Annotated in this window: 31 protein-coding genes; 3 read left to right on the forward strand and 28 right to left on the reverse strand. The window is 67.4% G+C overall.

Annotation, left to right across the window (positions count from 1 at the left end; genetic code table 11):
* Positions 1-10 precede the first annotated feature (10 nt).
* The 24 genes from PX52LOC_RS27110 to PX52LOC_RS27220 form a co-directional block, all read right to left on the reverse strand.
* Complete coding sequence (locus tag PX52LOC_RS27110; protein ID WP_149113029.1) at positions 11-1,471, reverse strand: hypothetical protein; 1,461 nt, start codon at positions 1,469-1,471, stop codon at positions 11-13.
* On the reverse strand, positions 1,471-2,187 hold the full coding sequence (locus PX52LOC_RS27115) for a matrixin family metalloprotease (protein ID WP_168219224.1): 717 nt from the start codon (positions 2,185-2,187) through the stop codon (positions 1,471-1,473). Before PX52LOC_RS27115 ends, PX52LOC_RS27110 begins: the two co-directional genes overlap by 1 nt.
* A gap of 39 nt (positions 2,188-2,226) precedes the next feature.
* The gene (locus PX52LOC_RS27120) at positions 2,227-2,433 is read right to left on the reverse strand and encodes a hypothetical protein (protein ID WP_149113031.1); all 207 of its coding nucleotides are present in this window, start codon (positions 2,431-2,433) and stop codon (positions 2,227-2,229) included.
* A 29-nt stretch (positions 2,434-2,462) separates the two neighbouring features.
* The gene (locus tag PX52LOC_RS27125) at positions 2,463-2,978 is read right to left on the reverse strand and encodes a hypothetical protein (protein WP_149113032.1); all 516 of its coding nucleotides are present in this window, start codon (positions 2,976-2,978) and stop codon (positions 2,463-2,465) included.
* A 67-nt stretch (positions 2,979-3,045) separates the two neighbouring features.
* Positions 3,046-3,411 carry a hypothetical protein gene (locus PX52LOC_RS27130; protein WP_149113033.1) on the reverse strand — a complete coding sequence of 122 codons (366 nt, stop codon included), beginning with the start codon at positions 3,409-3,411 and terminating at the stop codon, positions 3,046-3,048.
* Positions 3,408-4,628, reverse strand: coding sequence for a hypothetical protein (locus tag PX52LOC_RS41760; RefSeq protein ID WP_178132530.1), 1,221 nt, complete (start codon positions 4,626-4,628; stop codon positions 3,408-3,410). The genes PX52LOC_RS27130 and PX52LOC_RS41760 overlap by 4 nt, the downstream gene beginning before the upstream one ends.
* A complete protein-coding gene (locus PX52LOC_RS27140) occupies positions 4,625-5,524 on the reverse strand; it encodes a hypothetical protein (RefSeq protein WP_149113034.1) in 900 nt (299 codons plus the stop codon). The genes PX52LOC_RS41760 and PX52LOC_RS27140 overlap by 4 nt, the downstream gene beginning before the upstream one ends.
* Positions 5,525-5,527: 3 nt before the next feature.
* Positions 5,528-7,102, reverse strand: a complete 1,575-nt coding sequence (locus PX52LOC_RS27145) for a hypothetical protein (protein ID WP_149113035.1) — start codon at positions 7,100-7,102, stop codon at positions 5,528-5,530.
* A gap of 290 nt (positions 7,103-7,392) precedes the next feature.
* Positions 7,393-7,752, reverse strand: a complete 360-nt coding sequence (locus PX52LOC_RS27150) for a hypothetical protein (RefSeq protein ID WP_149113036.1) — start codon at positions 7,750-7,752, stop codon at positions 7,393-7,395.
* A gap of 2 nt (positions 7,753-7,754) precedes the next feature.
* The gene (locus PX52LOC_RS27155; protein ID WP_149113037.1) at positions 7,755-8,189 is read right to left on the reverse strand and encodes a hypothetical protein; all 435 of its coding nucleotides are present in this window, start codon (positions 8,187-8,189) and stop codon (positions 7,755-7,757) included.
* A gap of 6 nt (positions 8,190-8,195) precedes the next feature.
* The gene (locus PX52LOC_RS27160) at positions 8,196-8,639 is read right to left on the reverse strand and encodes a hypothetical protein (RefSeq protein ID WP_149113038.1); all 444 of its coding nucleotides are present in this window, start codon (positions 8,637-8,639) and stop codon (positions 8,196-8,198) included.
* Positions 8,632-8,961, reverse strand: a complete 330-nt coding sequence (locus PX52LOC_RS27165; RefSeq protein WP_149113039.1) for a hypothetical protein — start codon at positions 8,959-8,961, stop codon at positions 8,632-8,634. The genes PX52LOC_RS27160 and PX52LOC_RS27165 overlap by 8 nt, the downstream gene beginning before the upstream one ends.
* On the reverse strand, positions 8,961-9,542 hold the full coding sequence (locus PX52LOC_RS27170; protein WP_149113040.1) for a head-tail connector protein: 582 nt from the start codon (positions 9,540-9,542) through the stop codon (positions 8,961-8,963). Before PX52LOC_RS27170 ends, PX52LOC_RS27165 begins: the two co-directional genes overlap by 1 nt.
* Before the next feature lie 69 nt (positions 9,543-9,611).
* Entirely contained in the window at positions 9,612-11,036 is a 1,425-nt protein-coding gene (locus tag PX52LOC_RS27175) for a phage major capsid protein (protein WP_149113041.1), read from the reverse strand.
* An 80-nt stretch (positions 11,037-11,116) separates the two neighbouring features.
* Entirely contained in the window at positions 11,117-11,677 is a 561-nt protein-coding gene (locus PX52LOC_RS27180) for an HK97 family phage prohead protease (protein ID WP_149113042.1), read from the reverse strand.
* Positions 11,674-12,906, reverse strand: coding sequence for a phage portal protein (locus tag PX52LOC_RS27185; RefSeq protein ID WP_149113043.1), 1,233 nt, complete (start codon positions 12,904-12,906; stop codon positions 11,674-11,676). Before PX52LOC_RS27185 ends, PX52LOC_RS27180 begins: the two co-directional genes overlap by 4 nt.
* 14 nt (positions 12,907-12,920) lie before the next feature.
* Positions 12,921-14,555, reverse strand: coding sequence for a terminase large subunit (locus PX52LOC_RS27190; RefSeq protein WP_149113044.1), 1,635 nt, complete (start codon positions 14,553-14,555; stop codon positions 12,921-12,923).
* Positions 14,556-14,558: 3 nt separating this feature from the next.
* A complete protein-coding gene (locus PX52LOC_RS27195) occupies positions 14,559-14,816 on the reverse strand; it encodes a hypothetical protein (RefSeq protein WP_149113045.1) in 258 nt (85 codons plus the stop codon).
* Positions 14,816-15,133 (reverse strand): P27 family phage terminase small subunit, encoded by a 318-nt coding sequence (locus tag PX52LOC_RS27200; protein WP_149113046.1) that lies wholly within the window; start codon positions 15,131-15,133, stop codon positions 14,816-14,818. The genes PX52LOC_RS27195 and PX52LOC_RS27200 overlap by 1 nt, the downstream gene beginning before the upstream one ends.
* A gap of 170 nt (positions 15,134-15,303) precedes the next feature.
* Complete coding sequence (gene gp17 / locus PX52LOC_RS27205; protein WP_149113047.1) at positions 15,304-15,702, reverse strand: tail completion protein gp17; 399 nt, start codon at positions 15,700-15,702, stop codon at positions 15,304-15,306.
* On the reverse strand, positions 15,692-16,573 hold the full coding sequence (locus PX52LOC_RS27210) for a tyrosine-type recombinase/integrase (RefSeq protein ID WP_149113048.1): 882 nt from the start codon (positions 16,571-16,573) through the stop codon (positions 15,692-15,694). Before PX52LOC_RS27210 ends, gp17 begins: the two co-directional genes overlap by 11 nt.
* Before the next feature lie 436 nt (positions 16,574-17,009).
* Positions 17,010-17,567: a site-specific integrase gene (locus PX52LOC_RS27215; protein WP_168219226.1), complete on the reverse strand. Its 558-nt coding sequence runs from the start codon at positions 17,565-17,567 to the stop codon at positions 17,010-17,012.
* Positions 17,564-17,869 (reverse strand): hypothetical protein, encoded by a 306-nt coding sequence (locus tag PX52LOC_RS40980; RefSeq protein ID WP_168219227.1) that lies wholly within the window; start codon positions 17,867-17,869, stop codon positions 17,564-17,566. Before PX52LOC_RS40980 ends, PX52LOC_RS27215 begins: the two co-directional genes overlap by 4 nt.
* 504 nt (positions 17,870-18,373) lie before the next feature.
* Entirely contained in the window at positions 18,374-19,402 is a 1,029-nt protein-coding gene (locus tag PX52LOC_RS27220) for an IS110 family RNA-guided transposase (RefSeq protein ID WP_149109721.1), read from the reverse strand.
* Positions 19,403-19,533: 131 nt separating this feature from the next.
* On the opposite strand from PX52LOC_RS27220, the gene PX52LOC_RS27225 reads away from it, so the two are divergent.
* The 3 genes from PX52LOC_RS27225 (at position 19,534) to PX52LOC_RS27230 (ending at position 21,969) form a co-directional block, all read left to right on the forward strand.
* On the forward strand, positions 19,534-20,694 hold the full coding sequence (locus PX52LOC_RS27225; RefSeq protein ID WP_149111051.1) for an IS701 family transposase: 1,161 nt from the start codon (positions 19,534-19,536) through the stop codon (positions 20,692-20,694).
* Entirely contained in the window at positions 20,691-20,849 is a 159-nt protein-coding gene (locus PX52LOC_RS40985) for a hypothetical protein (protein ID WP_168219026.1), read from the forward strand. The genes PX52LOC_RS27225 and PX52LOC_RS40985 overlap by 4 nt, the downstream gene beginning before the upstream one ends.
* Before the next feature lie 91 nt (positions 20,850-20,940).
* Positions 20,941-21,969 (forward strand): IS110 family RNA-guided transposase, encoded by a 1,029-nt coding sequence (locus PX52LOC_RS27230; protein WP_149109721.1) that lies wholly within the window; start codon positions 20,941-20,943, stop codon positions 21,967-21,969.
* Between the two features lie 86 nt (positions 21,970-22,055).
* Here PX52LOC_RS27230 and PX52LOC_RS44095 read toward each other — a convergent pair whose 3' ends face one another.
* From PX52LOC_RS44095 to PX52LOC_RS44110, 4 genes are all read right to left on the reverse strand, one after another.
* Positions 22,056-22,520, reverse strand: coding sequence for an IS5 family transposase (locus PX52LOC_RS44095; protein ID WP_390635391.1), 465 nt, complete (start codon positions 22,518-22,520; stop codon positions 22,056-22,058).
* Positions 22,432-22,863: an IS5 family transposase gene (locus PX52LOC_RS44100; protein ID WP_390635390.1), complete on the reverse strand. Its 432-nt coding sequence runs from the start codon at positions 22,861-22,863 to the stop codon at positions 22,432-22,434. Before PX52LOC_RS44100 ends, PX52LOC_RS44095 begins: the two co-directional genes overlap by 89 nt.
* Before the next feature lie 81 nt (positions 22,864-22,944).
* Positions 22,945-23,340: an IS5 family transposase gene (locus PX52LOC_RS44105; RefSeq protein ID WP_390635688.1), complete on the reverse strand. Its 396-nt coding sequence runs from the start codon at positions 23,338-23,340 to the stop codon at positions 22,945-22,947.
* Positions 23,321-23,752, reverse strand: coding sequence for an IS5 family transposase (locus tag PX52LOC_RS44110; protein WP_390635390.1), 432 nt, complete (start codon positions 23,750-23,752; stop codon positions 23,321-23,323). The genes PX52LOC_RS44105 and PX52LOC_RS44110 overlap by 20 nt, the downstream gene beginning before the upstream one ends.
* Positions 23,753-23,910: the final 158 nt, after the last annotated feature.

A 23,910-nucleotide genomic window follows, 5' to 3' on the forward strand; every position in this document is an offset into this window, starting at 1 on the left:
CATCTCGCGTTCAATGCCCGTGCCTCCCGAGGATTTCGTGCAGTAGCGGGACCAACTCTTCGACGTGCTCCAACCGGGCGTCAACGCCCTGCACCAGGCCGGCCAAGATCGGGTCCAATTGGGTCCGCTTGGCTTCCGCCTTCAGCGCCGCCGTCAGGCGACCGGGGTCGGCCCCGATCTCGCGGGCCACGTCGGCGAGGGACCGGTCGCGCTCCACCCACTGGTCCCACAAGTCGCCAACGAGCTTGGCGTTCGCCGCGGCGGTCAGGCCGTTCGTCTTGGTCAACACCTTGGCGTAGCGGGCGTTGTCGTCCGCCGTTTGGTCGACCAGGTCGCTCAGGTACTTCGACCGCTTCCGCCGCTGCTCGCGGTCGTCTCGATCGTCCAGGCTGAACGGCGGGCTGTAGACCTTGCGGGCCCAGTCGTTGATCGGGCGGATCCCCTCGACGTGGCACCGCACGCAATTCATGCCGGCGGCCACGCGGCGATCCGTCCCGGTGCTCTTCCCGTCCGAGGCGATGTTGTCCGGCGCCGTGTCCTGTCGCTCGCCCTTGTTGTTCTGCAGCCAGAACGCGAACAGGCGGTTCGGGAGGCTCCCGTATTGCTCGCTCGCGTCCTCCTGAATGTCCCCGTCGAGCAGCCGCAGGGCGTTCTTCTCCGCGTTGTTCCGCGCGTAGTCTCGGCTCCGCCAGTACGGGCCGGAGATGGCGTCGAACCGCTCAAGGCCGCGGTTGTTCAACGTCACCGGGGACCGCGACACGATCGCCCCGATTTCCCGACGGAGTCGCTGGGCCTCCTTCACGTCGGCCCCGACCAATTTCAAGAAGTCGGCTTCCTTGGCTCCGAGGCCGAGCCACGAGTAATAGCCGGTCCCCCGGTCGTTGGCCCGTGTCGCCTCGGTAATCCACCAGTTCAACTTCACGACCGGGACGGCGGACCCGGTGTAGGCCGCGAGCGTCAACGCCCGCGGGCCGTCCACCTGCGGACCGAAGGCGACTTTCGCGGCCGCCTTGGCCGGGGTCACGACGTCGTACCAGCCGGCGTCGTAATGCTTCCCGTCCGTGCTGTTCACACCGCCCGGCCAGTACTTCCGTTCCGTGGTCGCCGGCGTGGTGACTGCGGCGGTGAGCTTGACCAGGAAGTACGGCTCGGTGTCGGCCAACTTCTCCCACACCTTCGCGTCCCAACCGTAGTCCCGCAGATCGACCCGCCAGAGGTTCGGCGTGACCCGCGTCGGGGGCGTGAGGTCCACCTCACGGGAAAGGCTGTTGGCCCAAAAGCGAAGGAGCTGGTCCCAACGGGTCAGCTCCTTCGGGTCGGCCACGTCGTAGAGGGACAGGTACCGGACGTACCTCGACTCGGCCGAGCGGACGCGGGCCGCGTCCAGCGCCGCGGCGTCGACCGCGGCCGCCGGCGTCTGTGCCCCGGCCGGCGCCGACAGGGCGAGCAGGAACAGCCACGCGACCCGCATCAGCGGGCGGCCTTGAACCGGGACACGACGGCCTGCACGTCGGCCATCGCCTGCTCGGCCGTGTACGTCGTCGGTGTGGCCGGCGGCCCCGCGGGCGGGGCGACAGGGGGCGTCGTCGGGACGGCCTTCGGCGGGCCGTAGAGGGCTTGGATTCTCGCGATGTCTCTCGCTTGCGGCTTCGTGACCTTCGGCGAGTAGAACGGGTCCATGAGGGCCGCCCCGCCGGCGTTGTCGTGGCCGAGGCCCAGCGCGTGGCCGATCTCGTGGCAGGCGACGGCGACGATGTCGATCTTGTTGGCGGGCACGCCCGGCCCCACGGCCCACTGCTCGCCGCTGTCGTACAGCTGCTTGAGCCGCGTGTCGGCCCCGTTCGGCAGCTCGCTCCACGCGAGCGTCTTGCCGCTGCCGTCGATCGGCCCCACGCCGTGAAGGATGTCGGCCTTGGCCGCGGTGTCGGTCCGGACGAACGTCAGCCCGCACACGTCGGCCCACTGCTGGCAGGCAATGTCCAGGGCGGCCAGCCATTGTTCTTGCGTCACGCCGGGCAGGAGGCCAGTCGCACAATGGGCCAGCGGGCCTTTGGCCGCCTTGCCCCACTTCGCGGCGACGTCCTCGGTCGTCAGAGTTTCCGGTAACGCGCAGAACCGGACCGGCGGTATCTCGTCGGCCTGGTGCGGCGGGGTGAGAGGACTGCCGAAGAGCGGGCTCGATGTCACTGGTGAGGTCTCGGGTTTGGGGGAACCGGGCGGCCGCATTCAGGCGGGGCCGACGCTGACCTTCAAGCGGTCGACGTCCTTCCGGAGTTCGGCGCGGTCGTTCTCGCACTCTTCGACCTTCGTCTTCAGAATGGCGAGATCCTTGTCGTACGTGAGCTTGTCCCGGTCTTTGAACAGACCGACGACGGTGTTCGTGATCGAGAGCACGAGCGCGCTCAGGCTCGCGATGACGGTTGCATTTTCCAAGGTGCGTTCCGGGACGAGTCCGTTGGTGGTCAGGCCCGGGCGCGGCCCCGCGGGCGGCGGGGCGACGCCTTCCGCCGTCGCGGGACGGGCGGGGGCACGGGCGGGGAATCCGGCACGGAGACGTACCGGCCGAAGTGGTGGCAGGTGGCTTGGTACTCTTCGAGATCACTCGCGAGTTTCACGGCCCGGTTGTACCGGTCCCGGGCGAAGTTCTTCGCCGCCTCCGTGAGGTAGGCGAACGGGTTCCCGCCCTTCTCGAAGATCCGCGGCACGGCCCGCTCGATCCAGTGGATGACGAGGTCCTGGCGGAAGTCGTCCACGTCGGATTCGGGAACGCCGCCGAACTTTTCCAGGTAGCCGTCGGCGATCCGGTAGAAGAAATCGGCCAACCGGGCGGGGAGGCGACCGTCGGCCCGTGCTTGTTGAGCAAGCGCACGGAGTTCCGCGTTGTCCGCGTAATGGGCCGGGGTTTGCGGGGCGGCGACGTCGCTCGCCGGGTCCGTGGCGGGGGCAGGGATGCTGCCTTGGGCGGGGCAGAAGGTCATGACGTTATGTACGGCGCGTCCGCCCGAACGCGCCGCCATTTTCACGGGTTCCCGGGACCGCGGCCCGTTACGGCGGCCAAGGGATGATGGTGAGCGAGTGGGCGGACATCGGCGGCGGCGGCGGCGGGAACGGCGGGAGTGGTGCCTCCTGCGGCCGCCAGTCGGGACAGTCCGCGCAGGCCTGGACCGCGGGTCCGACCCTGGCCCGCGTGCACGTGTCGCGGTCGGCCCCGGCGAGATCACACAGGCGGACGTGCCGGCCCTCGCCGGCGCAGCCCGTGCAGTACTCGACGACCGGCCCCTCGTACAGGCACGGCGGCCGGGCCGCGGGGAGCGGAATCAGCTGGGCCGGGTCAACAGGCGGCCCAGCGGATCGGCCGATGAACTCGACCCGCCGCCCGTTGACGATCCGCGTGTACCGAATCTCGCTCACGGCCCGCCCCCAGACCCGCTGCCCGAAGGGGGCGACGTGCCGCACCCGGACTCGCACGCGGCCTGGTCCGCCCCGAACGCCGCACTCCAGAACCACGTCGTCCCGTCGCCGACGTCGATCGTCGCCGGCGTACCTGGGGCGCAAAGGCACCCCCGCATGATTTCGTCGCCGCCGCCGGTGGGCCGAAGCACGTAACAAGACCATTCGTCCGTGCAGGGTGGCGGCGGCGGTGGTGGTGGGGGCGGGGGCGGTGGGCTCTCCGGTGGCGGCGGTGGTGGTGGGGGCGGGGGCGGTGGGCTCTCCGGTGGCGGCGGCGGTGGTGGGGGCGGGGGCGGAGGCGGTACTTGGATCCCGCCCCTGACCGTCACGAGCCGGGTCGATCCATCGGCCAGACGAACCGTGTAGTCGTCGTCGAGGCCTTGGTGCACGACCGTGACGGGTGGGCTACCGGGGGTGACCCGCTTGACCTCATACTTGTCGTCAGCCCTGACCCATCCGTGACACCAGATGTTGTGCGAGAAGTCGTTCAGGCCAGAACTGATCGTGATCGCCTGCGTGCCGCTGATGTAGGTGAGGACGAGCGCGTGCGTGGTGTCGTCGAGCCCGAACGTGCCGACCGTCCCGTCGCGGCCCTTCAAATACATGCCAGGGTTGTACCCGGCACCGATCCGGAGGAACGCACCGTCCGGGTCGCTGGTGTCCGAGAAGATGGTGAGGATTGCCGTCTTCGTCGTCTGACGGTCGAGTACGATCGCGCAATCGTCCCCGGGAAGCTGGTAAGTGAGCTTGTCCCGGAACGTCTTCTCCCCCTTGATGGACTGGCTGCCGATCGACAGCAAACCGCCGCACCACGCGGTTTCCAGCCCGCTCACGATCGCCTTCACGCCGGCCTCACCGACCACGCGGTAACGGGCCACGCCCGCGTCGGAGTCACCCTGACTAATGGCGAGGTAACGCTCGCCGTTCGTCAGCGGTCCGCCGTCCACGTTCGGCTGACACTCGGCCTTGCCCGGCATGTTCAGCCACGTCGAGACCCTCGCGATGTCCACCCGACAGGGGTACCAACCGGCCGCCGGCGAACCGGTGACCGTCACCCAAATGATCTGGCGCGGTCCCGGCTGGCGTGGCGATTCGGCCGGGCCGCTGTCGCGGGTGGCGATCTGTTCCCGAATGCGCTCGGCGGTGCGGGAAGAAACGAGGGCGGGCTTGTCGATCATGGGAAGAGAATGGTGGCGAAAGCCTCCTCCTTATAGGCGTTGACCTCGCGAAACACCAGGTCGTCGCCGGCGGGGAGTTCCTCCCCACTACCGTTCAACGGCACGACGATCGGGTTCCCGGTGCCGTCCTTGCACCGTTCGTATCGCATGACCCCGCTGTCATTGACGATTTTCACGCTGCCCTGGTCGAGAATCTTTCGTGGGTTCCAAGGGATCTCCGAGTGTTCGATTTCCACGGAGCATTCCCAGTAGCTGAGCAGGCCGCCACCGTCGGCTTTCTCGTAATGCGTCTTGGCGTTGAAGTCGTTGATTCTCAGCGTGCGAATGGGAAACCCCTTCCACGCCGCGCTGTTGACTCGGTCCCATTTCGTCCGGAGCGTGGCGATCTGAATCGACGTGGTCCAAAAGTCGATGCGAATCAACATGTTCGAAGACGGCACTTCGATAGGCGGGTCGTACGGGAAGCGGGCCGAGTTGGTGACGTAGGATCCCGTCACCGCGTCGACCTCCAGAACCCGCATGATTTCCTTGCGGGTGAAAGCCCACACCGGCGGCCGGAGTTCGGGCTCTTTCCACTGGTCGGAGTTCTTGCTCGGGGCTTGCTGAGACCCGGCGTCCGGCTGCCCCGAAGCCTCGAAGGGCGCAGACGAGTACTCGATCTCCAGATTCCAGACGACGACGTCCGTCTCATCCTGGGTGAGCTTCGGTGTGCGGGCGATCGCCTGGGTGTAGTACGGGTGCTGATCGTACTTGTTGACGCCGACGGCGGTGTAGATGTCGATCGGGCTCGCGTTGAGCGTGTCGACGACGATCTTCCACTTGCGCGACCCGCTGACGTACCCCTTCTCGTCTTCCGTGAAGGTGCGGCCGGGCCGCTCGTAGACCGTGATGGGCATGGTTTAAATTGCCGGAAGGGCGGGAATGGATTCGATTGCCTGGGTCACGCCGTCGATCCCGGTCTTGATGTCCCCGAGGATCTGGTTCGCCTTCTCCTGGGCCGTCGCTAACTTGGTCGTTCCGAAATCCCACTTGGCCCGGACGGCGTACGCTTCCTTGCTTCCTTCTTCGAGGGCTGCGGCCCCCAGGTACTTTTCGGTGACGGTGGCCGTTACTGTGAGCTTGACCGGCGGGATCTTCTGCACGAACGGTTTGACTTCCAACTCGACCGTCTTCTTGGCCTGCAACTTCTCAAACCAGGCGTCGACCTGCGCGGCGTTCGACCCGAACGCATCGACCTGTCGCCCGCCCCAGGCCCGCATGTCATCGGCCGCGGCCTTGGACCGCTCCCCGAACCGCGTCACCGCCGCGGCGGCGTCCTTGAACATGCCGCCGCCCAGGTTCTCGGGCAGCTCGGCCGCGATGGCGATGACGTCTCCGATGACCTTGACGACCGACCCGAACGCATCCACCGCGTATGAAGCGACGACGCCAACGGCCCCGCCGAACGCCTTCACCCCGTCCAGGGCGTAGGCGTATGCCTTGACCACGGCCCAGACCGTCCCGGTGATGACCTCCCCGATCGTGGGCATCTGGGCCGCGTTGTCAAAGATCCCCCCGAAGAGGTCCGCCACGGACCCGATTCCTTCGGACACCGCGTCGATAACCTCTTCCACGATCGGCCCGATCACACCGAAGTAGGCCTCGGCCGCGCGGGCGATCCAGTCGAACACGGGCTGGAGTTTGCCGACGATCTTCGAGAAGACGGTGCCGACCGTTTCGATGAGAGGGGCCATCGCCACGACGACCTTGTTGAACAGCCCGTCGAACACGCCCTGGATCTTCGGCATCGCCGACCGGGCCCGCTCGACGGCGGCCATGTCCTTGTCGCTGAGCGCGGTGCCCATCGCCTTTTGCTGGGCGACGAACGACTTCAAGCCGTCCCCGCCCTTGGCCAGAACCGGCAACAGGTCGTACGCGCCCTTGCCGAACAACTCCTGGGCGACGAGCGCCTTCGTCCCGGAATCCGTGACGCCCTTCAAGCCGTCGGCGATCTTGTAGAACTGCTGGTCGGCCGAGAGGCCTTGCACGTCGGAGAGCTTCAAGCCGATCGCGGCGAGCCCCTTCACCGCCGCGGCCGAACCCGAAGCGATCGTCGCCGACCCCTTCAACAACAGCTTGCTGAACTGATCTTGTTCGATGCCCGCGCCCTTTGCGGCGGCGCTCAAGCCCATGAACTGGTCGGCCGCCACCCCGATCGACTTGGCCTGGCGGCCGATGTCACTCAACTCTTTGGTCCGGGCGACGGCATCCCCGAACAACTTGGCCCCGCCGGTCACCGCGGCGAACGCGGCCGTGAGCGGGCCGCCGATGAGCGGGATGGACGAGGTGAGTGGCGCGAGGCTCAGCGACTTGGCGGCGGCCTCGGCCTTCTTGCGAAACCCTTGGACCGACGCATAAGCCCCGTCGAGCACCCCCGTGAGGGCGTCCGCATTCGCGACGAGCTTCAGGCTGGCGGTGCCGATCGAGAGGGCCATGCGTTACCGGGTTCGTGAGAAAGCCTGACAGGCCTGATCGAAGGTGAGTTGCACGACGCGGTGGCCAGCTTCCCTTCCCCACTTGGGGCGATTCTGGTCCGGGGCCTGACCGTTCCAACTGCTCATCAGGATTCCCAACCGCCAATCCGCGGCGATCGGCCCCCACGGCGAGTGGTTCCAAAGCGCCTCCCACTGCAAAAGCTCGCGGGCGGTCATGCCCTGAAGCATGTCCGCCCGCGACGGCCAACCCAACTGCAGCGCGAGCGACAGCTCGAAGCGGTCCCGGTCCGTCAGTTCACTTTTTTTTCGGCGTCGGGGCTGAGGCCGTTGTGTGCCAACGCGGTCTCGAAGATCGCCTTGGCCCGGACGACGGGGAGTTCCTCCGTGTCGCCCATCTCGGTGTCGGTCCAGAAACGCCGGCCGTCTGCGTCGCAGGCCGTGAGGTTGACGAGCTGGTAGACGGCGCGGAGGTTCCGATCGTCGTCACTCAAACTCAGGTCGACCTTGCTGGAGGAGCAAGCGCCCTGGAAGTTGCGGTACTCCTTCCCGGAGATCTCCCGCACGAACACGCCGGGCACGCCGGGCACGGGGACCACGTTGGCCTTCTTCAAGTCGTTGCGGTTCATGGGCGTGTACAGGTTAGAGAGCAAGGTTAGGCACCTACGTTGGCGGAGTTGGAAACCACGATCTTGTTGCACCGGATCTCGATCGTGAACTTGTTCGGCTGATCCTTCTCGTACTTCGTCTCGCCGATCTTCTTGAGGAAGCCGGTGATGGTGAACGTCTTGCCGAGCGCGGCCCCCTCGCCGTCGGGGTCGGGGCTCTTGCACACGAACGTCTTGTTCTTAACGCCGTGCAGCGCGAGCGCGGCGGCGACGTTCTCGGCGCTGGCGTACAGCTCCGCCGTCGCCGTCCCGTTGTCCCGGAGCGTGGGGATGAAGACGCGGTCGATGTCGGCCTGGTCGATCGACGTGACCTCCGACTCGCCGAACTCGCGGGCGGGGATCTGCATCATCGCGATGCCGACCACCGGGGTGGCGTCCATGGTCAGGGCCGCCCCGAAGCCGATCGTGAATTCATTGGCCATTTGGTCTCACTTGTTGCGCTTCGCCAGTTCGTCGGCGAATGCCTTGGTCAGGTCGGCCGCGTAGTTCCCGGCCGCGGAGTTGTAAGCCTTGTCGAGGAAGCCGAACTTGCGGCTGCGCTTCGTGCCCTTGTCCACCAGCCAGGAGTACAGGTACGGGATGTGCTTCCGCTTCTGGCCCTTCCGTGGCCCCCGCTTGTATGTACCGCGGGTCCGCGTGAAACTCATCTTCGGGCCGACGACGCTGACGATGTTCGTCGGCTTGTAGCTCTGCGTCTTCGTCCCGATCGAGGCGGCCAGGAACCCGTAGCGTTGGATCGAGGTCGCTTCGGCAATGACCCGCTCGCGGATCGGCTTGGCCGCCCGGTTGCCGGCGATCTTCAGTGCGAGCTTGACGCCCTTCCGCATGCCGTCGAGCGGGGCAAGGTCGAGCGTGACCGAGCCTTCACTCATCGGCCGGCTTGCGGATCACGTCGACGATGGTTTCGTTGTCGCCGCGGCGGGCCGTCTCAACGGTCCACACGTCGCCCCACTGGGTATCCGTCAGGCGGTCCAGCGGCTTCACACTGAGGTACTGCCGCAGGTAGATCGTCGTACGGTCCACTTGCCGAACGCCCTCGAAGCGAGTCTCTTGGGTGGCCGTCCGGGTTTCCAGTCGGCCGCGGAGTTTGCCGCACGCCCTCCAGTGCTCGTTCGGCTTCGGGTCCCCGAACGTGTCCGGGGACCGCGAGTAGACGCCCCAGGCGAAGAGGTCGGGGTAGTTCGTCGCGGGCATCAGACGATTCCCATGTCGAGCCGGTACCGGTTGCACACGCGGCGGAAGCCGTCCGGAGTCTCGTCCAGGCTGCCGGCCTCGTAGGCGTCCCGGTGCCCGTAGTAGTGGGCGGCGAGTTGCCGGACCGCAACCTTGGCGTCCGGCGGGACGGCGGCCGCCGTCGGCCAGCCGGCGACGAACCTAACTTGCACGGGCCGCGGGCTGAGCGGGTCGACCGCCGGCCACCCCGTTGCCGGCGGGTACACGTACCCGATCGGCGCGACCAGGTCGGGGACAAACCCCGTGAGCGTTGCGGTGCCACCGCCAACCGGAGCGTAGGTGATGGCGGTGATGGAGGTGGCCTTCCCGCGGGCGAGCCGGATCGGCGTGCGGCCACGCGGGAAGGCCGAGTACTGCGTGAAGGTTGTGGTGATGAGAGCGCGGCTGGTCTCGAATTCGAACAGGCCGTGAGCCGCGGCCAAGTAGAGCGTGAGGTCGACGTCGTCGTCGGCCCGGTTGAGTTGCAAGTGCGACTTCAGTTCGCCGAGCGTCACCGGCAGCGTGTCGGCGGGCGTCAGGATCTCGACGGGGTCGGTGTGCATGGGCCGGTTGAACTAGCGACCGCGGCCGGCCACAAGCGCCGGCCGCGGTCTACTTCGGGGTGTAGGTCGTTACGCCGCCAGGCCGCTGGCCGCGGTCGTCAAACACTGGTTCGCCGCGGCTGGCCCGAGCCAACCGCCGCCGAACGACATGAGGCCGGCGAACGCCAGGTGGGGGTGGAACTTCTCGGTGAGGACGTCGATCGTTTGGCCCGCCACCAGACGGAGCAGGTAGAAGAGCGGGTTCACGAAGACGACCGCCTTCTTGTTGACCGCCCACCCGGGCATGAACGTGCTCGCCACGACCGGACAGCCGCCGTACCGCATCACCCGGCGGTCGCCTTCGATCGCGTCGCTGAACAGCGCGCGGCCGGTGGTGTCCTTGAACTTCTTCCGCATCCGGGCCTGCAGCGTCGGCGACACGAGCCAGATGGCCCCGTTCCGGTACTGCTCGGGCATGGCGAAATACAGGTCGTCGAACGAGTCGGTCGAGATGTCCGTGATGAGCGAGCCGAACTGCGTCGACGCGGTCATGAGGCCTTGGGCCTCGGTCGTGCCGTTCCCGCCGATCACGTCCTTCTCGATCTTCCGCCCGTGGCTGTTGCCGATCGCCTTGGCCAGCTTGTCGGTCAGGGAGACGGCCGTGTCGCGGGCGGCCTCGCGGGTCAACTTGTGGTAGCCGCTCGTGATCGTCCGGGCCTTGATGACGACCGAGCCGAGGGTCGGGTCGTTGTCCGGGATCGTGGGGGCGAGCTCGGTCCCGCTGCTCGCGGTCGTGTAGTCCGAGATCATCGCCGTGTCGTCCACGACGAAGTACGTGCGGTCGTTCCCGTCGTTGGTCGTCTCGCTGTCGACCAAGCCGAGGACGGAGCTGAAGAACGTCAGGTACTCGGTGACCTTGTCCGAGTACGTGGTCGGGATGAACTTTTGACCCGGGTCGGCCCCCTTGCTGATCGTCCGCTTGTGGGCGTTCAGCGTGCCGCCGTAGTCCGCCCGGAGTTCGATGCGGCCGCTGCCGACGTCGAACCCGGCGGTGCGGGCTCGGTAAACGTCGTCGGCCGAGACCCGCCCGCCGAAGCTGTTCAACCAGATCCGCAAACCTTCTTCTTCGCTCGGCACCCGGGAATTGCCGGCGACGATGATCGTCGGCGCGGCCGGGGCCGGGCGGGTCGGGGCCGTGGCCCGGTTCCGTTGGGCGGCGAGTCGCTCGGCCGTGTGCACCTGGTCGATTTCGCCGGCGAGCAGCTCGGCCGTATCCACCAGAGAAATCAACTTGGTTTGCTCTTCTGCCGTCAGGGCCTGCGTCCGACTCCGCGTCTGCAGCGCGTCGGCTTCCGTGATCGTGTTCGCGTGGTCCGTCCGGAGCTCGGCCAGCGTGCGGGCGGGCGTGGCCGGCGGGGTCGTCGACCCCGCCGGTTGCGTGCGGACGTGGCGGGCCGGATCGGCCGCGGGGGAAGTGGTGTCGGCGGTACGCTTGCGGGGCGAAGTGCAGAGCATTGGGAAGTGTGACTCGGATCGAGGCGGGAGGAAGTGGGCGGCGGGTAAAGGAACCAAACCCCGCCGCCCGGGCAGCACCACTATGTACGGCGGGCCTTCGCCAACCGGAGACGCAAAAACAGATTTTCCAGATCGGGGCCGGCGGTGCGGACGGACACCGTCGTCGCCTTGTAGACCTGGTGGCCGGCGGACAGCGTGACGTCGATGAGCGTCACGTCGGTAACGTCGTCGGTCGGCAGCCCGCCCGGGCCGGCCGCGGCCGTTCGCCGGCGGCCGCCGGGGGCGTCCGTGAACTGGAACGACGCCCCGTTGATCCGACCCGACCGCACGTCCGCAAGGATCTGATCGTTCAGAGCCGACGGCGGGAGGTAGGCGGACGCGAACAGTCCGCGGGGATCCTCTTGCAGGAGCAAACCCGTGGACCGCCGGGCGAAGGTCTTCGCCGGGTCGTGCTCCAAGTCTGCGATCACGTCCACCGCCGGGTCGGCCAGTGTGCGACGGAACGCCCCGGGCCGGATGACCTCCGAGAACGTCTCCCCGTTCTCGGTGACCGTGGCCGGGGTGTCGAACACGGCGGCGTAGAACACGAGCCGGCGATCGTCGCGGACTTCGGGCGCGCTGCTCAACGTGCGAATCTTCATGCCGTGGGGTCACCCTTCCCGGAGATCTGTGTCAGATCCGTCGCCGAACCCATGTTGAGCGGGATCCGCGGCACGTCGCCGCCGTCGACCGGCGGCAGGTTGAGCCAAGCCCGCTGCTCGTTCACCAGCACGGTGCCGTTCTGAATCCCCACGTTCGCCACGTCGGCTTGCTGTTGCGGGTCGCCGCGGAGCAGGCCGTTCACGTCGAACTCGCAGTAGACCGAGCTCGTCACGCCGAAGATCTTCGCGTTGAATTCGAGCTCGGTCTTTTCGAGGAGCGGCCGGAGCGAGTCCCCGTAGAACGCCTGTCGGTCGGCCCCCAGGTTGGAGTAAGTGCCGCGGGACAGGTCCCCGAGCGAGAGCGGGGACAGGCCGAGCCACCGGGCGATGTCCGGGACCGACGTGCTCAGGGCTTCTATGATCTTCGCGTCGTCGGCGTTCGTGTTGTTCAGCGGGAGGAACTCGCCGTTTTGCATCGTCACCGGCAGCTTGCCCCGGTTGCCCGTGCCGGCGTAGTCCGCCAGGAAGTGCTCTTTGATCTGCTTCACCGCGGCGGCGTCGAGCGTGCCGGAGTACTTCAGGTACCCGCTCGGTCGGACGGCGTTCTCGTAGAAGGCTCCGGCCGACTCTTGCACCTGGCGGTGCAAGCCGAGCGACGAGCCGGCGTAGTCGAGCAGCCGCGTGCCGCGGATCCCGTCCCGCGAGAAGAGGTACAGGTGAATGATCTCGTCTTCGCGGTAGACCTCCACGCCCTCGGGGGTGCTGACCACCCACGCCCGGTTCCAGTCGTCGTCGATCAGGACGTTGACCACTTTTGAGCAGTGGATCGGGTACAGGCCGACCAGATAGCCGGTGCCCGTCAGCCGGACGTGCAACAGGACCTCTCGCTCGGTGAAAAGTTGCAGCGCGACCCATTCGAACAACGCCGCCCGTGACTGGATGGGGTTCGGGCGGTCGTGGAGGATCCAGTAAGTCGGCGAGCTTTCGAGCCGCTTGCGGTCGCCGTTCGCGTCACGCTGGTAGGTGACGAGCGGCAGGGACCCGAGCGCGGACTGGTACTTCCGCACCCCGGCCCAGAACGGGGACAGGGTGAGGGCCTCGTCGGGGGTGCGGACGGCCGACGGCCCGGACGGCGGAATGCCGATCGGTTGGCCGGGGCCGTAGAAGATCGAAGAGGGAAACCACTGGATCGCCCGCCGGCGAACCCACTGTTGAACGCCGGTGAGCATGCCACTATCTACGGTCACAGGAAGATGACGCCGGCGGAACTCTGCTCGGGGACGGCCGCCGCCTGCACGGCCTGGGAGTAGGCCATCAGCAGGGACACCGCCCCGTCGATGTGATCGGCCGACTTCTTGCGGTAGGGACGGCCCTCGTCGTACTTGTTCACGTCGAGGCGGACCGCGTTTATACACCACCGGAGCCACTCGTTCCCGTCGTGGATCAGCCGGCGTTCGAGCACGTCGAACTTGAACTGCTTCACCACCGGTCCGAAGTACCGGTTCGATTGCGGCATCTTCTCGGCCTTGATGCCGTGGTCGCTCGTCATCTCCGAGCCGAAGACCCACACCATGCTGCCGTCCATCACGAGCTGCTGAAGTTGCCCGCGGCCCTGGTACGCGAGGATCGCCGGCAGGACGGCGTTCTTGTCCATCAGGTTGCCGGGCGTGATGGTCATGCAGTTCGTGGCCACGAACTGAGCGTACTTCGGCAGGTTGGATTTCTCCCGCTTCCGAACGCCGTCCTCTGCCACCCAGGCGTGGGATTCGGCGTAGTACCGCTTGTCGGGCAGCAGCCAAACCGCACTCAAGGACGTGGGGTCCGTGGTCTGGGATCCGTCCAGCCCGAGCCACAGCCGGCAGCCGGCGAGTACGGCCGCCGCCGGCCGCGACTCGCGGCAGTGGTCCCACTCGGCGAGCTGGATCCAGACGGCGTCTTCGGACCGGCAGAAGATGTTCAGCCGGTACCGCACGAAGTTCAGCCAGGCCGCGGTGTCCTTCTTCGCCGTCGCGAGCGTCGAGGCGAACCGCTCGGACGTGTAGCCGTCGTAGAGGTCGAGCGACGGGTTGGCCCGCTTCCACACCGCCGGGTCTTCGAGGTTGTCCGTCTCCTTCGCTTCGTACAGCTCGGCGTAGAACGTCGGGTCGAGGTCCTTGCCTTCGAGCAAATTCCGGCCGCGGCGGACGTACCCGTAGTACCAGTGGGTGAGGTCGTCGCCGGCCGTCGAGATGATAATGAGGATGCCGTCGGGGCGGGCCAGCGTGGCGTATTCGAGCGTGTTGAAGAGCGCCGGCGACTTGTGCTTGTGGGCCTCGTCGACGATGACGCATGAGCAGTTGAGGCCCTCGGACCCGCCCTCGTCGGAACTCAGCGCCTTGTACTCGCCTTCCCGCTTGGGAACTTCGATCAGGTTTTCGCTCGGCACCGGGTTCGAGATCGCCTTGAGCTTTTCGTTGCCCTTCTTGTTCACCGTGGACTTGAGGTTGTCGAACACCTGCTCGGCGTTCTTCAGGGTCGTGCTGGCCGAGACCACCAGGGGCTTCGGCTGCACGGCCCCGAAGAGCTCGTAGGCGGCGATCGCCGACACGAGCAGCGTTTTGCCGTTCTTCTTCGGGACGTGCAACAGAGCCGTCTTGAACCGCCGCGTGCCGTCGGCGCTCCGCCATCCGTACAGGGACTGAAGGAACCGCACCTGCCACTCAAACAGCCGGAGTTCGCCCTCAATAAACCGCGACGTGACGTACTTCTCGACAAAGCGGATGACGCGCTCGGCCGCGGCCGCGTCCCAAAAGCATCCCGCTTCCAGGGCCTTCCGGTCGGCGGCCGTTCGGACCGCCCAGGCGGGGGGCCGTTTGTCGTCGGGGCAGTGGTGCGGCACGGGTTACCGGCGGTGCAGAACGGAGTGGTGACACGTCTCGCAGACCGCGAGGACGTTGCCGTCGGCGTGGTTGTGCGGGTTCAGGTCGACGTGGTGTAGGTCGGTGCTGAAGGCGTTCCGGCAGACCTGGCAGAGTGGCTGCTCGTCAAGGATCCGGGACCGCTGCTTGCGGTGTTCGTGCCCGTACCCTCTCGCCGTGGAGGACGGTTTCGGACGGTACTTCGTGCCGAGCGGCTTGACCGAGGGCGGGGCGATGGGCATCAGAGTCCGAACTCGTCTTTCTGTTCTTCCTTGGGTCGATCGAGCTTCGAGTGAGCCCGCTCACGGGGCATCAGCCCGAACTGTTTGGCGAACGAATGGAATTGCTTCGTCATGTTCGCGAGTTGGATCATCTCGCGGTAGTTGTCCGCCCCGGCCCGGAACTCTTGCAGCTCGCAGATCCGCTGCCAGGTCAGCGCGCAGACGGCGAAGGCGTGCAGGTCCTTGGCTGTCAGGATGCCGTCTCGCTCAAGTTGGTCCGCGTGGGCGTTCCAAAAATCCTGAGCTTCGGCGCGAAGTGGGAACGGTGGTTTCGGCATGGCGTGAATATCTACCGCCGCGCCGCGCAGAACAAAACAATTGAAAATTGGATCGGCCCCACGCACGACAGGCGGGTGGGTCGGACGGCGCCCGGGCCGAAGTCCAGACCCCCCTACCCCGCCGCGGCGATCGCCGCGGCGGAGAAATCGGCGCGAGTCGCGCCGCGGAATCAGGCGGCGACGTGGTCGGCCGTCAGTTCGAAAGTGACCTCGACCTGAAAGCCTTCGTCGCGCGGCGTCTTGGCCGAGCGGGTCCACTGCACGACGTGAACGGGCAAGGCCGGCCGCGGCTTGCCAGGCTTGTCGTGGAGGATCCGCACCAGGTGAGCTTCGAGCGTGCGGGCCTGGTTGTACTCCGTGGCCAGCACGTCGAACTGCATACTGTGCCGCACGAGTCGGATCGTACCGTCGATCTCTGTGACGGGCTCGCTCTCGTCGAGCCGGTACATGACCCAGGGTAACGGGTACTCGTGCTCGGGGATGTGCACGGCGTACACGCGGGCGCCGACGATCTGCACCAAGTCGGGGTCAGCCGCCAGCGTGGCCACGATCGTTTCCTCAACTGTCATCGGTCTTCTTCCTGCGTTTGGTGGCTTGGGCGATCCCCTCTTTCATATCCTGCTCGCCCATGTGGATATACCGGTTGGTCATGTCGGTCTTGGTATGACCCAGCATCTTCGACAGAACGGGGAGCGGCACGCCGTTCCGGATGGCTTCGGTCGCGCCGGTGTGGCGCATCGTGTACACCACGATCCGTTCTTCTTCGCCCGTGGCGTCGAGACCCGCTTTGGTTCGGGCCGCCCGCATCATGCACCGCAGTGCGTTCGCGGACCGCTCGCCGCCTTTCGAGGCCGGGAAGACCGGATCTGTCGGCTTGGGATTTCGGTGCCGGATCCAGGCTTCGAGCATCCGCACCGCCCGCGGTCCGATCGCGATCGTGCGCTCTTTCAATCCGTCTCGCCGACGCTTCTTACCCTTGAAGTCCTTAAGTCGAAGGACACCACCTGGAAGATCGACTTGCGACCAACGAAGCTTCCGTAACTCCCCAGGACGGGCGATGGTGAACCTCATGAGGTAGAGGAAGAGTCGGAAGGGCCGCGGCGATGCGAGGTAGAGCGCGACCATCTCTGATCGCTGAAGGATCCGCGTTCTCTGGCCACACTTCGGAACTGTCAACTTCTTGAACGGGTCTTTCGGCACGAGTTCCTCTTCGAGCCCCCACTTGTAGAGGGCCTTCAAGGAACGGACGAAGGCGTTCGTGAATTTGATCGCCACCAGGTGGTGCGTCCGGATGGTCTCAGCCGGCAGGTGACCGAGCGGCCTGAGCTTCTTGAGCTGCCAGTAGTAGTACTTCCACGTGTTGGGCTCCCTTTGATCGGCGCTGACGAGCACCTGGATGTTGGCTTGAAAAGAATCGATCAGATGGTTGAGGGTGAGCATAGACTCACCAACATGCGGGCTTTCGCCATTCGTTGCAATTGGGATATCACCGTCTAGAATTGAGAAAAGGAGAAGATTGTTCAGGGAAGACCGTCTCTAACGACCTTTGCGCGCTTCACGTCGCGAACTCCCCTAGCTATCTACCCCTCACAGTGGCAAACTCCAAAGCGTAGCGCCGCACCCAAGTCTTGCTTGGGGTGCAAGAGGTCGGGAGTTCAAATCTCCCCGGTCCGACTGAACGCCCAGAGTTGTCAGGAGATGACTCTGGGCGTTTTTATTGGTATTTTTAGGCTTTTTTTACCATTTCGGGCAACCAAATTTAATTCTTATACTTGTTCAAATTTGCAATCTCATGACAATAATTGACCCGAACGGACTGGGTCGGGTCAACATTTGGGGCAACATTTCCAGGGAGGGTGTTTTGGGCATTAGGTTCTCACCTTCTCTCTCCCCTTGCGAGTGGGATCACTGGCAGGGCGTTTACGGCCCGGCGGATGTTGAGCAACCGCGGATCGGTGTAGACCCACATAGTTAATTTGATGTCCGAGCGTCGCATGGCGGCCTGAGCGGTTCGCGGGACGACACCAGCTCGAATCATCAGCATGCCGAACGTCGTACGCATGGCATGAACGTCGATCGTCCGGCCCCGGTCGTCGCGCTTCAAGACGCCGGCGGCCTTCAAATCACGGTCCAGAATCTTCACGAGTGCGGACGGCACCGTGAAAACGAGCGCGTTAGCCGGCAGTCGTTCCGGTATCGGGTTCCCGGCCGCCCGAGCCGATGCTTGTGCGGCTATCAGTTTATCCGCCAACCATGAGCGGAGGTCTGCGGCCAAGTCCTCGCGGATCGGCCGCGAACTCCCCTCGCGGCTCTTTTCGTCCCCGGCGTCGAGTTGCAGAAACTCCCCACCCCGCGTGAGGTCGAGTTGCGAAACGGTCAGGGTGCGGAGTTCATCGCGTCGGAGTCCGGTCAGGACGAGTGATTTGTAAATCAATGCGCGTTCTCGGCCGAGGTGGCGGAGGTTGGCGACCGTTTCCGGGCGGAGGTTGGCGACGAGTTCCCCTCTTCGTTTGCCGCGGCGGACAGTGCGGGCGTCGGCGGGCGGTCGGCGGCGACGGCGAGCAATCGTCGCAACTCGTCCTCAGTGAGTGACCGGCGTTTTCGACGGGGATCGGCCTTCTCGTTCGCCCGCGGCAGCCGTTCCAGGTCGTGCGCGGCGTGGCGGCCGTCGGTGACGCACCAATTCGCGAACGTGGCGAGCGCGATGCGGTAGGCGTTCCGGGATCGCGCCCCCATCCCTTCCCCCACACGTGCCGCGAGCCACGATTCCGCCGCGCGTGGCGTCACGTCGGCGAGCGTGCGGAACCCGCAGTGGGTCGCAACTCGGCGGACGGCGCGAATGGCGTTCCGAAAGCGTCCGGCGAGTTGGTCTATTCAAGGGCGTGCGCGTTCGGCCTCGGTCGCCCTACGACCGCCAAGCGGTCGGGTAAGAGGTCGGACACGTCGGCGTCGGGCGGCCGGGCCGGGACATGGGTCAGGATGTCTTAGTCCTTCGATGAACGCCGGCCGATTGTCAACAGCAAGCGAGTCGATTCGTTCAAGCCACCGCGTGCAGCCCAGTCTTCGATCCGAGCATCCGGGGTGAACCCGTAGCCCAAGTGGGTCGGTTCCGAGCGGGTGACGACTGCCCCAACTACAGTCGAGTGGCCGACGGGTCGGCAACCCAGGACTAGACCGAGCGCGTCGTCACACCGCGGGCTCGCAGTGGTTCTCCTCTTCTCCTCGCCAGCTCTTGGCTCGTTACGCCGCCGCCTTCACCGGCTGCACCTGATGGAACAGCCACCGCACCCACCGGTTGGCGACGGCCGCGGCCACCACGCTCCCCGGCTTGCCCCGGCCCTTCATGTCGGCCGCCAGTTTCTTCCACCGGGCGTCGTACCGCACCAGCCGGTGGGCGGCCTCGATGAGCACGACCCGCAGCTGCGGGTTGCCGGCCTTGATCAGCCCGGCGTCGGCCTGCTTCTGGCCGCTCGACGCGTTCCGCGGCGACAGCCCGCAGAACCGGGCCGCCTGCTTGCCCGTCCGGAACCGGTCGAACCGCCCGATCTCGGCCCGGATGGTGGCCGCCGTGACCAGGCCGATCCCCTTCATCGTCAGCAGATTCACGACCAGGGCATCCTCGGCGGTGACCTGGGCCAGGCGTTGCTCGGCCGCCTTGACGTCGCCGGCCAGGGCCTTCAGGCGGCCCAGGTGCCGGTCCATCACCCACCGCGTCTGCTCGCTCAGGGCGGCGTCGCGGGTCAGCCACGTCAGCCACGCCACCGTCCACGGGTTCACGCCCTCGGGGGCGGCTACCCGGTTGTCGCGGAGCAGGGCCCCGATCCGCAGCTTGACGTTCCGCCGCTCGCCGACGAGCTGCTGGCGGTACCGGACGAGCCGTCGCAGTTCGCGGACCTCGGCCGGGGCGTGCCACACCTTGGGCAGGTACCCGACCCGCTCCAGGTCGGCGAGCATCTTGGCGTCCGAGTAGTCCGTCTTGTCCGGGTTGCCCTTCATGCGGGCCACATACCCGGGGTGGGCCAGGTCGACCAGCCACCCGGCTTTGGTCACCAGTTCCTCGGCCAGATCGGCCGACCCGCTGCACGCCTCGATGGCCGCCCGCACGTCGGTGCCGAACCGGGCGACGGCGTCGCGGATGGCCCGCCAGTCGTTCGCGCAACTCTGGTTGAGCAACACGCGGCCGCCGCGGTCCAGGGCGCACACCTGGACGGACAGGGTGTGGTAGTCCAGGCCCACGAAAACGGGGCCGGTCGTCGTTGCCGCGGGCATGGCTGGTCCTCGAAGGTGTGGTCCTGTTGATGGTGACCACACCCACCCTCTCCGGCAACCAGCGTTCATCCCCATCTACAGTCGTAGTTGACATGATAGCCACGCCAAAGGAGTTAGGGCGAGGGTGGGCCATGTCCGGACAGCCGACTCAGCGTGTCGTGAAGAAGTGGGCCGCCGAGGTGGGGGCGGTGGGCGAGCGGATCGGCCGGCACTTCGCCCGCAGCGAACCCCGTCAGCGAGCGGCCGCCTACCTGCGCGGGTTGCTCACCGACGCCGAGCGGAAGAACGGGTGGCAGCTGGCCGAGTACCTGGGCGAGGCGACGCCCGACGGGGTGCAACACCGGCTCACCCGCGCCGACGGGGACGCGGGCGCGGCCCGGGACGACCTGGCCGGGTACGTCCACGAGCACCTCGGCGATCGCGGTGGGGTGCGGATCGTGGACGAGACCGGGTTCGTCAAGAAGGGAACGAAGTCGTGCGGGGTGGCCCGCCAGTACACCGGCACGGCGGGCCGGATCGAGAACGCCCAGGTGGGCGTGTTCCGGGCTTACGCTGGCCCGAAGGGGCACGCCTTCCTCGACCGGGCACCGTACCTGCCGAAGGAGTGGGCCGGCGACCGCGAGCGATGTGACGCCGCCGGTGTGCCCGAGGGCGTGGGGTTCGCGACGAAGCCGCAGCGGGCCGAGCGGATGATCCGGCGTGCGCGGCGGCTGGGGGTGCGGGCGGCGTGGGTGGCGGGCGACACGGTGTACGGCCACGGCGGGAAATTCCGGCGATTCCTTGAGGAGGCGGGGCCGCCGTACCTGCTGGCCGTGCCGTCGAACCAGCCGCTGTTCGACGGGCGGTTCCGCTCCACGGTCGGGGCGGTCGCCGACGCGCTCGCGGCGGGCGCGTGGCGGCGGGCCAGTGCCGGGGACGGGAGCAAGGGGCCGCGGGAGTACGACTGGGCGGCGGAGGCGTTCGGCCCCACTGGCGAGCGGGGGTGGCCGTTGTGGCTGGTGGTGCGACGACACCGGGAGCGGCCGGGCGAGCGGGCGTACTTCTTCGCCCGCGGCCCGGCGGCGACACCACCGGCCGAGCTGGTCCGAGTGGCCGGGACTCGGTGGCGGGTGGAGGAATGTCTGGAGTTGAGCAAGGGGGAATGTGGGTTCGGCGAATACGAGGTGCGGTCGTGGGGGGGCTGGCATCGGCACGCGACGCTCAGCCTGTTCGCCCTGGCGGTGGTGGCCGTGATCCGCTCGCGAGTGCCGGCCCCGCGGCGGGAAAAGGGGGCGCGGGGCGAATCCGGGTGAGCGTCCCCGAGGTGCGGAAGTTGCTCGCCCGGTTGGTGTGGGCGTTCGCCCCGTTGGCGAAACAGGTGCTGGCATGGTCGGTGTGGCGACGACGGCACCAACATCGCGCCCGCGACTGCCATTACAAGAAGCGTGAGGCCAAACCGCCCGATTGAACAACTACGACTGTAGATGGGGATGAACGCTGGTTGCCGGAGAGGGTGGGTGTGGTCACCATCAACAGGACCACACCTTCGAGGACCAGCCATGCCCGCGGCAACGACGACCGGCCCCGTTTTCGTGGGCCTGGACTACCACACCCTGTCCGTCCAGGTGTGCGCCCTGGACCGCGGCGGCCGCGTGTTGCTCAACCAGAGTTGCGCGAACGACTGGCGGGCCATCCGCGACGCCGTCGCCCGGTTCGGCACCGACGTGCGGGCGGCCATCGAGGCGTGCAGCGGGTCGGCCGATCTGGCCGAGGAACTGGTGACCAAAGCCGGGTGGCTGGTCGACCTGGCCCACCCCGGGTATGTGGCCCGCATGAAGGGCAACCCGGACAAGACGGACTACTCGGACGCCAAGATGCTCGCCGACCTGGAGCGGGTCGGGTACCTGCCCAAGGTGTGGCACGCCCCGGCCGAGGTCCGCGAACTGCGACGGCTCGTCCGGTACCGCCAGCAGCTCGTCGGCGAGCGGCGGAACGTCAAGCTGCGGATCGGGGCCCTGCTCCGCGACAACCGGGTAGCCGCCCCCGAGGGCGTGAACCCGTGGACGGTGGCGTGGCTGACGTGGCTGACCCGCGACGCCGCCCTGAGCGAGCAGACGCGGTGGGTGATGGACCGGCACCTGGGCCGCCTGAAGGCCCTGGCCGGCGACGTCAAGGCGGCCGAGCAACGCCTGGCCCAGGTCACCGCCGAGGATGCCCTGGTCGTGAATCTGCTGACGATGAAGGGGATCGGCCTGGTCACGGCGGCCACCATCCGGGCCGAGATCGGGCGGTTCGACCGGTTCCGGACGGGCAAGCAGGCGGCCCGGTTCTGCGGGCTGTCGCCGCGGAACGCGTCGAGCGGCCAGAAGCAGGCCGACGCCGGGCTGATCAAGGCCGGCAACCCGCAGCTGCGGGTCGTGCTCATCGAGGCCGCCCACCGGCTGGTGCGGTACGACGCCCGGTGGAAGAAACTGGCGGCCGACATGAAGGGCCGGGGCAAGCCGGGGAGCGTGGTGGCCGCGGCCGTCGCCAACCGGTGGGTGCGGTGGCTGTTCCATCAGGTGCAGCCGGTGAAGGCGGCGGCGTAACGAGCCAAGAGCTGGCGAGGAGAAGAGGAGAACCACTGCGAGCCCGCGGTGTGACGACGCGCTCGGTCTAGGCTGTGTCTGAAAAGCTACGGTGTCAGGTACCACAGGGCGAAGGCGAGTTGGATCATGGCCCGGAAGTTGACGGCCAACTTCTCGTACCGGGTGGCCACCCGCCGCCGCTCCTTCAACCACCCGTTCAGCCGCTCGATGACGTTCCGCCGCTTGTACTTGCCCGTGTCGAACGCCGGCGGTGCGGGCAATCGGGCCAACTCGTCCTTGCGGCGGGCGATCACGTCCTCGATGCCAGCGGCGAGCAACGTCGCCCGCACCCGGTTGGCCGAGTACCCCTTGTCCCCGGCCAGGGCCTTCGGCGGCCCGAGGCCCTTCGGGACGGCCGCCAGGGCGGCGGCCAGGTGCACGACCTCTGGCTCCTGGCCGCCGGTCAGCACCGCGGCCAGCGGGTTACCGGCCCGGTCGCACACCAAGTGCACCTTGGTCCCCCACCCGCCTCGGCTGCGGCCCAGGGCGTGATCGGCCGGCTCGCCGGCCACCGCCTTTTTTTTTCGCCCCGGCGGCCGGCCGGGCGGCCCGCACCACCGTTCCGTCGACGTTCCATTGCCCGTGGTCCAGGTCGGCGTGCCGCTGCAGGTGCTCGACCACCCGGTCCCAGATGCCGTCCTGGCGGTACGCGTTGAATCGGTGGTACGCCGTCTGCCACGGCCCGTGCCGGTCGGGCAAGTCCCGCCACGGGGCCCCGGTGTGCAGCACCCAGAGCATGGCGTCGATCAGTCGCCGCGGGTCGGACGGCGGCCGCCCGCCGGGCTTGGCCGGCGGCAGGAGCGGGCCGAGGGCGGCCCACTGGGCATCGGTCAGGGCGTAGCGCGGCGTCTGCATGGCGGTCGTCCGGTGGGAGGGCCACGCATTCTACGCCCCACCAACCGCTTTTCAGACACAGCCTAGGCTGTGTCTGAAAAGCTACGGTGTCAGGTACCACAGGGCGAAGGCGAGTTGGATCATGGCCCGGAAGTTGACGGCCAACTTCTCGTACCGGGTGGCCACCCGCCGCCGCTCCTTCAACCACCCGTTCAGCCGCTCGATGACGTTCCGCCGCTTGTACTTGCCCGTGTCGAACGCCGGCGGTGCGGGCAATCGGGCCAACTCGTCCTTGCGGCGGGCGATCACGTCCTCGATGCCAGCGGCGAGCAACGTCGCCCGCACCCGGTTGGCCGAGTACCCCTTGTCCCCGGCCAGGGCCTTCGGCGGCCCGAGGCCCTTCGGGACGGCCGCCAGGGCGGCGGCCAGGTGCACGACCTCTGGCTCCTGGCCGCCGGTCAGCACCGCGGCCAGCGGGTTACCGGCCCGGTCGCACACCAAGTGCACCTTGGTCCCCCACCCGCCTCGGCTGCGGCCCAGGGCGTGATCGGCCGGCTCGCCGGCCACCGCCTTTTTTTTTCGCCCCGGCGGCCGGCCGGGCGGCCCGCACCACCGTTCCGTCGACGTTCCATTGCCCGTGGTCCAGGTCGGCGTGCCGCTGCAGGTGCTCGACCACCCGGTCCCAGATGCCGTCCTGGCGGTACGCGTTGAATCGGTGGTACGCCGTCTGCCACGGCCCGTGCCGGTCGGGCAAGTCCCGCCACGGGGCCCCGGTGTGCAGCACCCAGAGCATGGCGTCGATCAGTCGCCGCGGGTCGGACGGCGGCCGCCCGCCGGGCTTGGCCGGCGGCAGGAGCGGGCCGAGGGCGGCCCACTGGGCATCGGTCAGGGCGTAGCGCGGCGTCTGCATGGCGGTCGTCCGGTGGGAGGGCCACGCATTCTACGCCCCACCAACCGCTTTTCAGACACAGCCTAGTCCTGGGTTGCCGACCCGTCGGCCACTCGACTGTAGTTGGGGCAGTCGTCACCCGCTCGGAACCGACCCACTTGGGCTACGGGTTCACCCCG

Source organism: Limnoglobus roseus, assembly GCF_008254045.1.
Lineage (GTDB): Bacteria > Planctomycetota > Planctomycetia > Gemmatales > Gemmataceae > Limnoglobus > Limnoglobus roseus.

What these genes read in the sequence shown, in the direction of transcription:
- PX52LOC_RS27110 (WP_149113029.1), bottom strand. Translation starts at nt 1,471, where the DNA reads ATGCGGGTCGCGTGGCTGTTCCTGCTCGCCCTGTCGGCGCCGGCCGGG.
- PX52LOC_RS27125 (WP_149113032.1), bottom strand. Translation starts at nt 2,978, where the DNA reads ATGACCTTCTGCCCCGCCCAAGGCAGCATCCCTGCCCCCGCCACGGAC.
- PX52LOC_RS41760 (WP_178132530.1), bottom strand. Translation starts at nt 4,628, where the DNA reads ATGATCGACAAGCCCGCCCTCGTTTCTTCCCGCACCGCCGAGCGCATT.
- PX52LOC_RS27140 (WP_149113034.1), bottom strand. Translation starts at nt 5,524, where the DNA reads ATGCCCATCACGGTCTACGAGCGGCCCGGCCGCACCTTCACGGAAGAC.
- PX52LOC_RS27145 (WP_149113035.1), bottom strand. Translation starts at nt 7,102, where the DNA reads ATGGCCCTCTCGATCGGCACCGCCAGCCTGAAGCTCGTCGCGAATGCG.
- PX52LOC_RS27155 (WP_149113037.1), bottom strand. Translation starts at nt 8,189, where the DNA reads ATGGCCAATGAATTCACGATCGGCTTCGGGGCGGCCCTGACCATGGAC.
- PX52LOC_RS27160 (WP_149113038.1), bottom strand. Translation starts at nt 8,639, where the DNA reads ATGAGTGAAGGCTCGGTCACGCTCGACCTTGCCCCGCTCGACGGCATG.
- PX52LOC_RS27165 (WP_149113039.1), bottom strand. Translation starts at nt 8,961, where the DNA reads ATGCCCGCGACGAACTACCCCGACCTCTTCGCCTGGGGCGTCTACTCG.
- PX52LOC_RS27170 (WP_149113040.1), bottom strand. Translation starts at nt 9,542, where the DNA reads ATGCACACCGACCCCGTCGAGATCCTGACGCCCGCCGACACGCTGCCG.
- PX52LOC_RS27175 (WP_149113041.1), bottom strand. Translation starts at nt 11,036, where the DNA reads ATGCTCTGCACTTCGCCCCGCAAGCGTACCGCCGACACCACTTCCCCC.
- PX52LOC_RS27180 (WP_149113042.1), bottom strand. Translation starts at nt 11,677, where the DNA reads ATGAAGATTCGCACGTTGAGCAGCGCGCCCGAAGTCCGCGACGATCGC.
- PX52LOC_RS27185 (WP_149113043.1), bottom strand. Translation starts at nt 12,906, where the DNA reads ATGCTCACCGGCGTTCAACAGTGGGTTCGCCGGCGGGCGATCCAGTGG.
- PX52LOC_RS27195 (WP_149113045.1), bottom strand. Translation starts at nt 14,816, where the DNA reads ATGCCCATCGCCCCGCCCTCGGTCAAGCCGCTCGGCACGAAGTACCGT.
- PX52LOC_RS27200 (WP_149113046.1), bottom strand. Translation starts at nt 15,133, where the DNA reads ATGCCGAAACCACCGTTCCCACTTCGCGCCGAAGCTCAGGATTTTTGG.
- gp17 (WP_149113047.1), bottom strand. Translation starts at nt 15,702, where the DNA reads ATGACAGTTGAGGAAACGATCGTGGCCACGCTGGCGGCTGACCCCGAC.
- PX52LOC_RS27210 (WP_149113048.1), bottom strand. Translation starts at nt 16,573, where the DNA reads ATGCTCACCCTCAACCATCTGATCGATTCTTTTCAAGCCAACATCCAG.
- PX52LOC_RS40980 (WP_168219227.1), bottom strand. Translation starts at nt 17,869, where the DNA reads ATGGGGGCGCGATCCCGGAACGCCTACCGCATCGCGCTCGCCACGTTC.
- PX52LOC_RS27220 (WP_149109721.1), bottom strand. Translation starts at nt 19,402, where the DNA reads ATGCCCGCGGCAACGACGACCGGCCCCGTTTTCGTGGGCCTGGACTAC.
- PX52LOC_RS27225 (WP_149111051.1), top strand. Translation starts at nt 19,534, where the DNA reads ATGTCCGGACAGCCGACTCAGCGTGTCGTGAAGAAGTGGGCCGCCGAG.
- PX52LOC_RS27230 (WP_149109721.1), top strand. Translation starts at nt 20,941, where the DNA reads ATGCCCGCGGCAACGACGACCGGCCCCGTTTTCGTGGGCCTGGACTAC.
- PX52LOC_RS44100 (WP_390635390.1), bottom strand. Translation starts at nt 22,863, where the DNA reads ATGCAGACGCCGCGCTACGCCCTGACCGATGCCCAGTGGGCCGCCCTC.
- PX52LOC_RS44110 (WP_390635390.1), bottom strand. Translation starts at nt 23,752, where the DNA reads ATGCAGACGCCGCGCTACGCCCTGACCGATGCCCAGTGGGCCGCCCTC.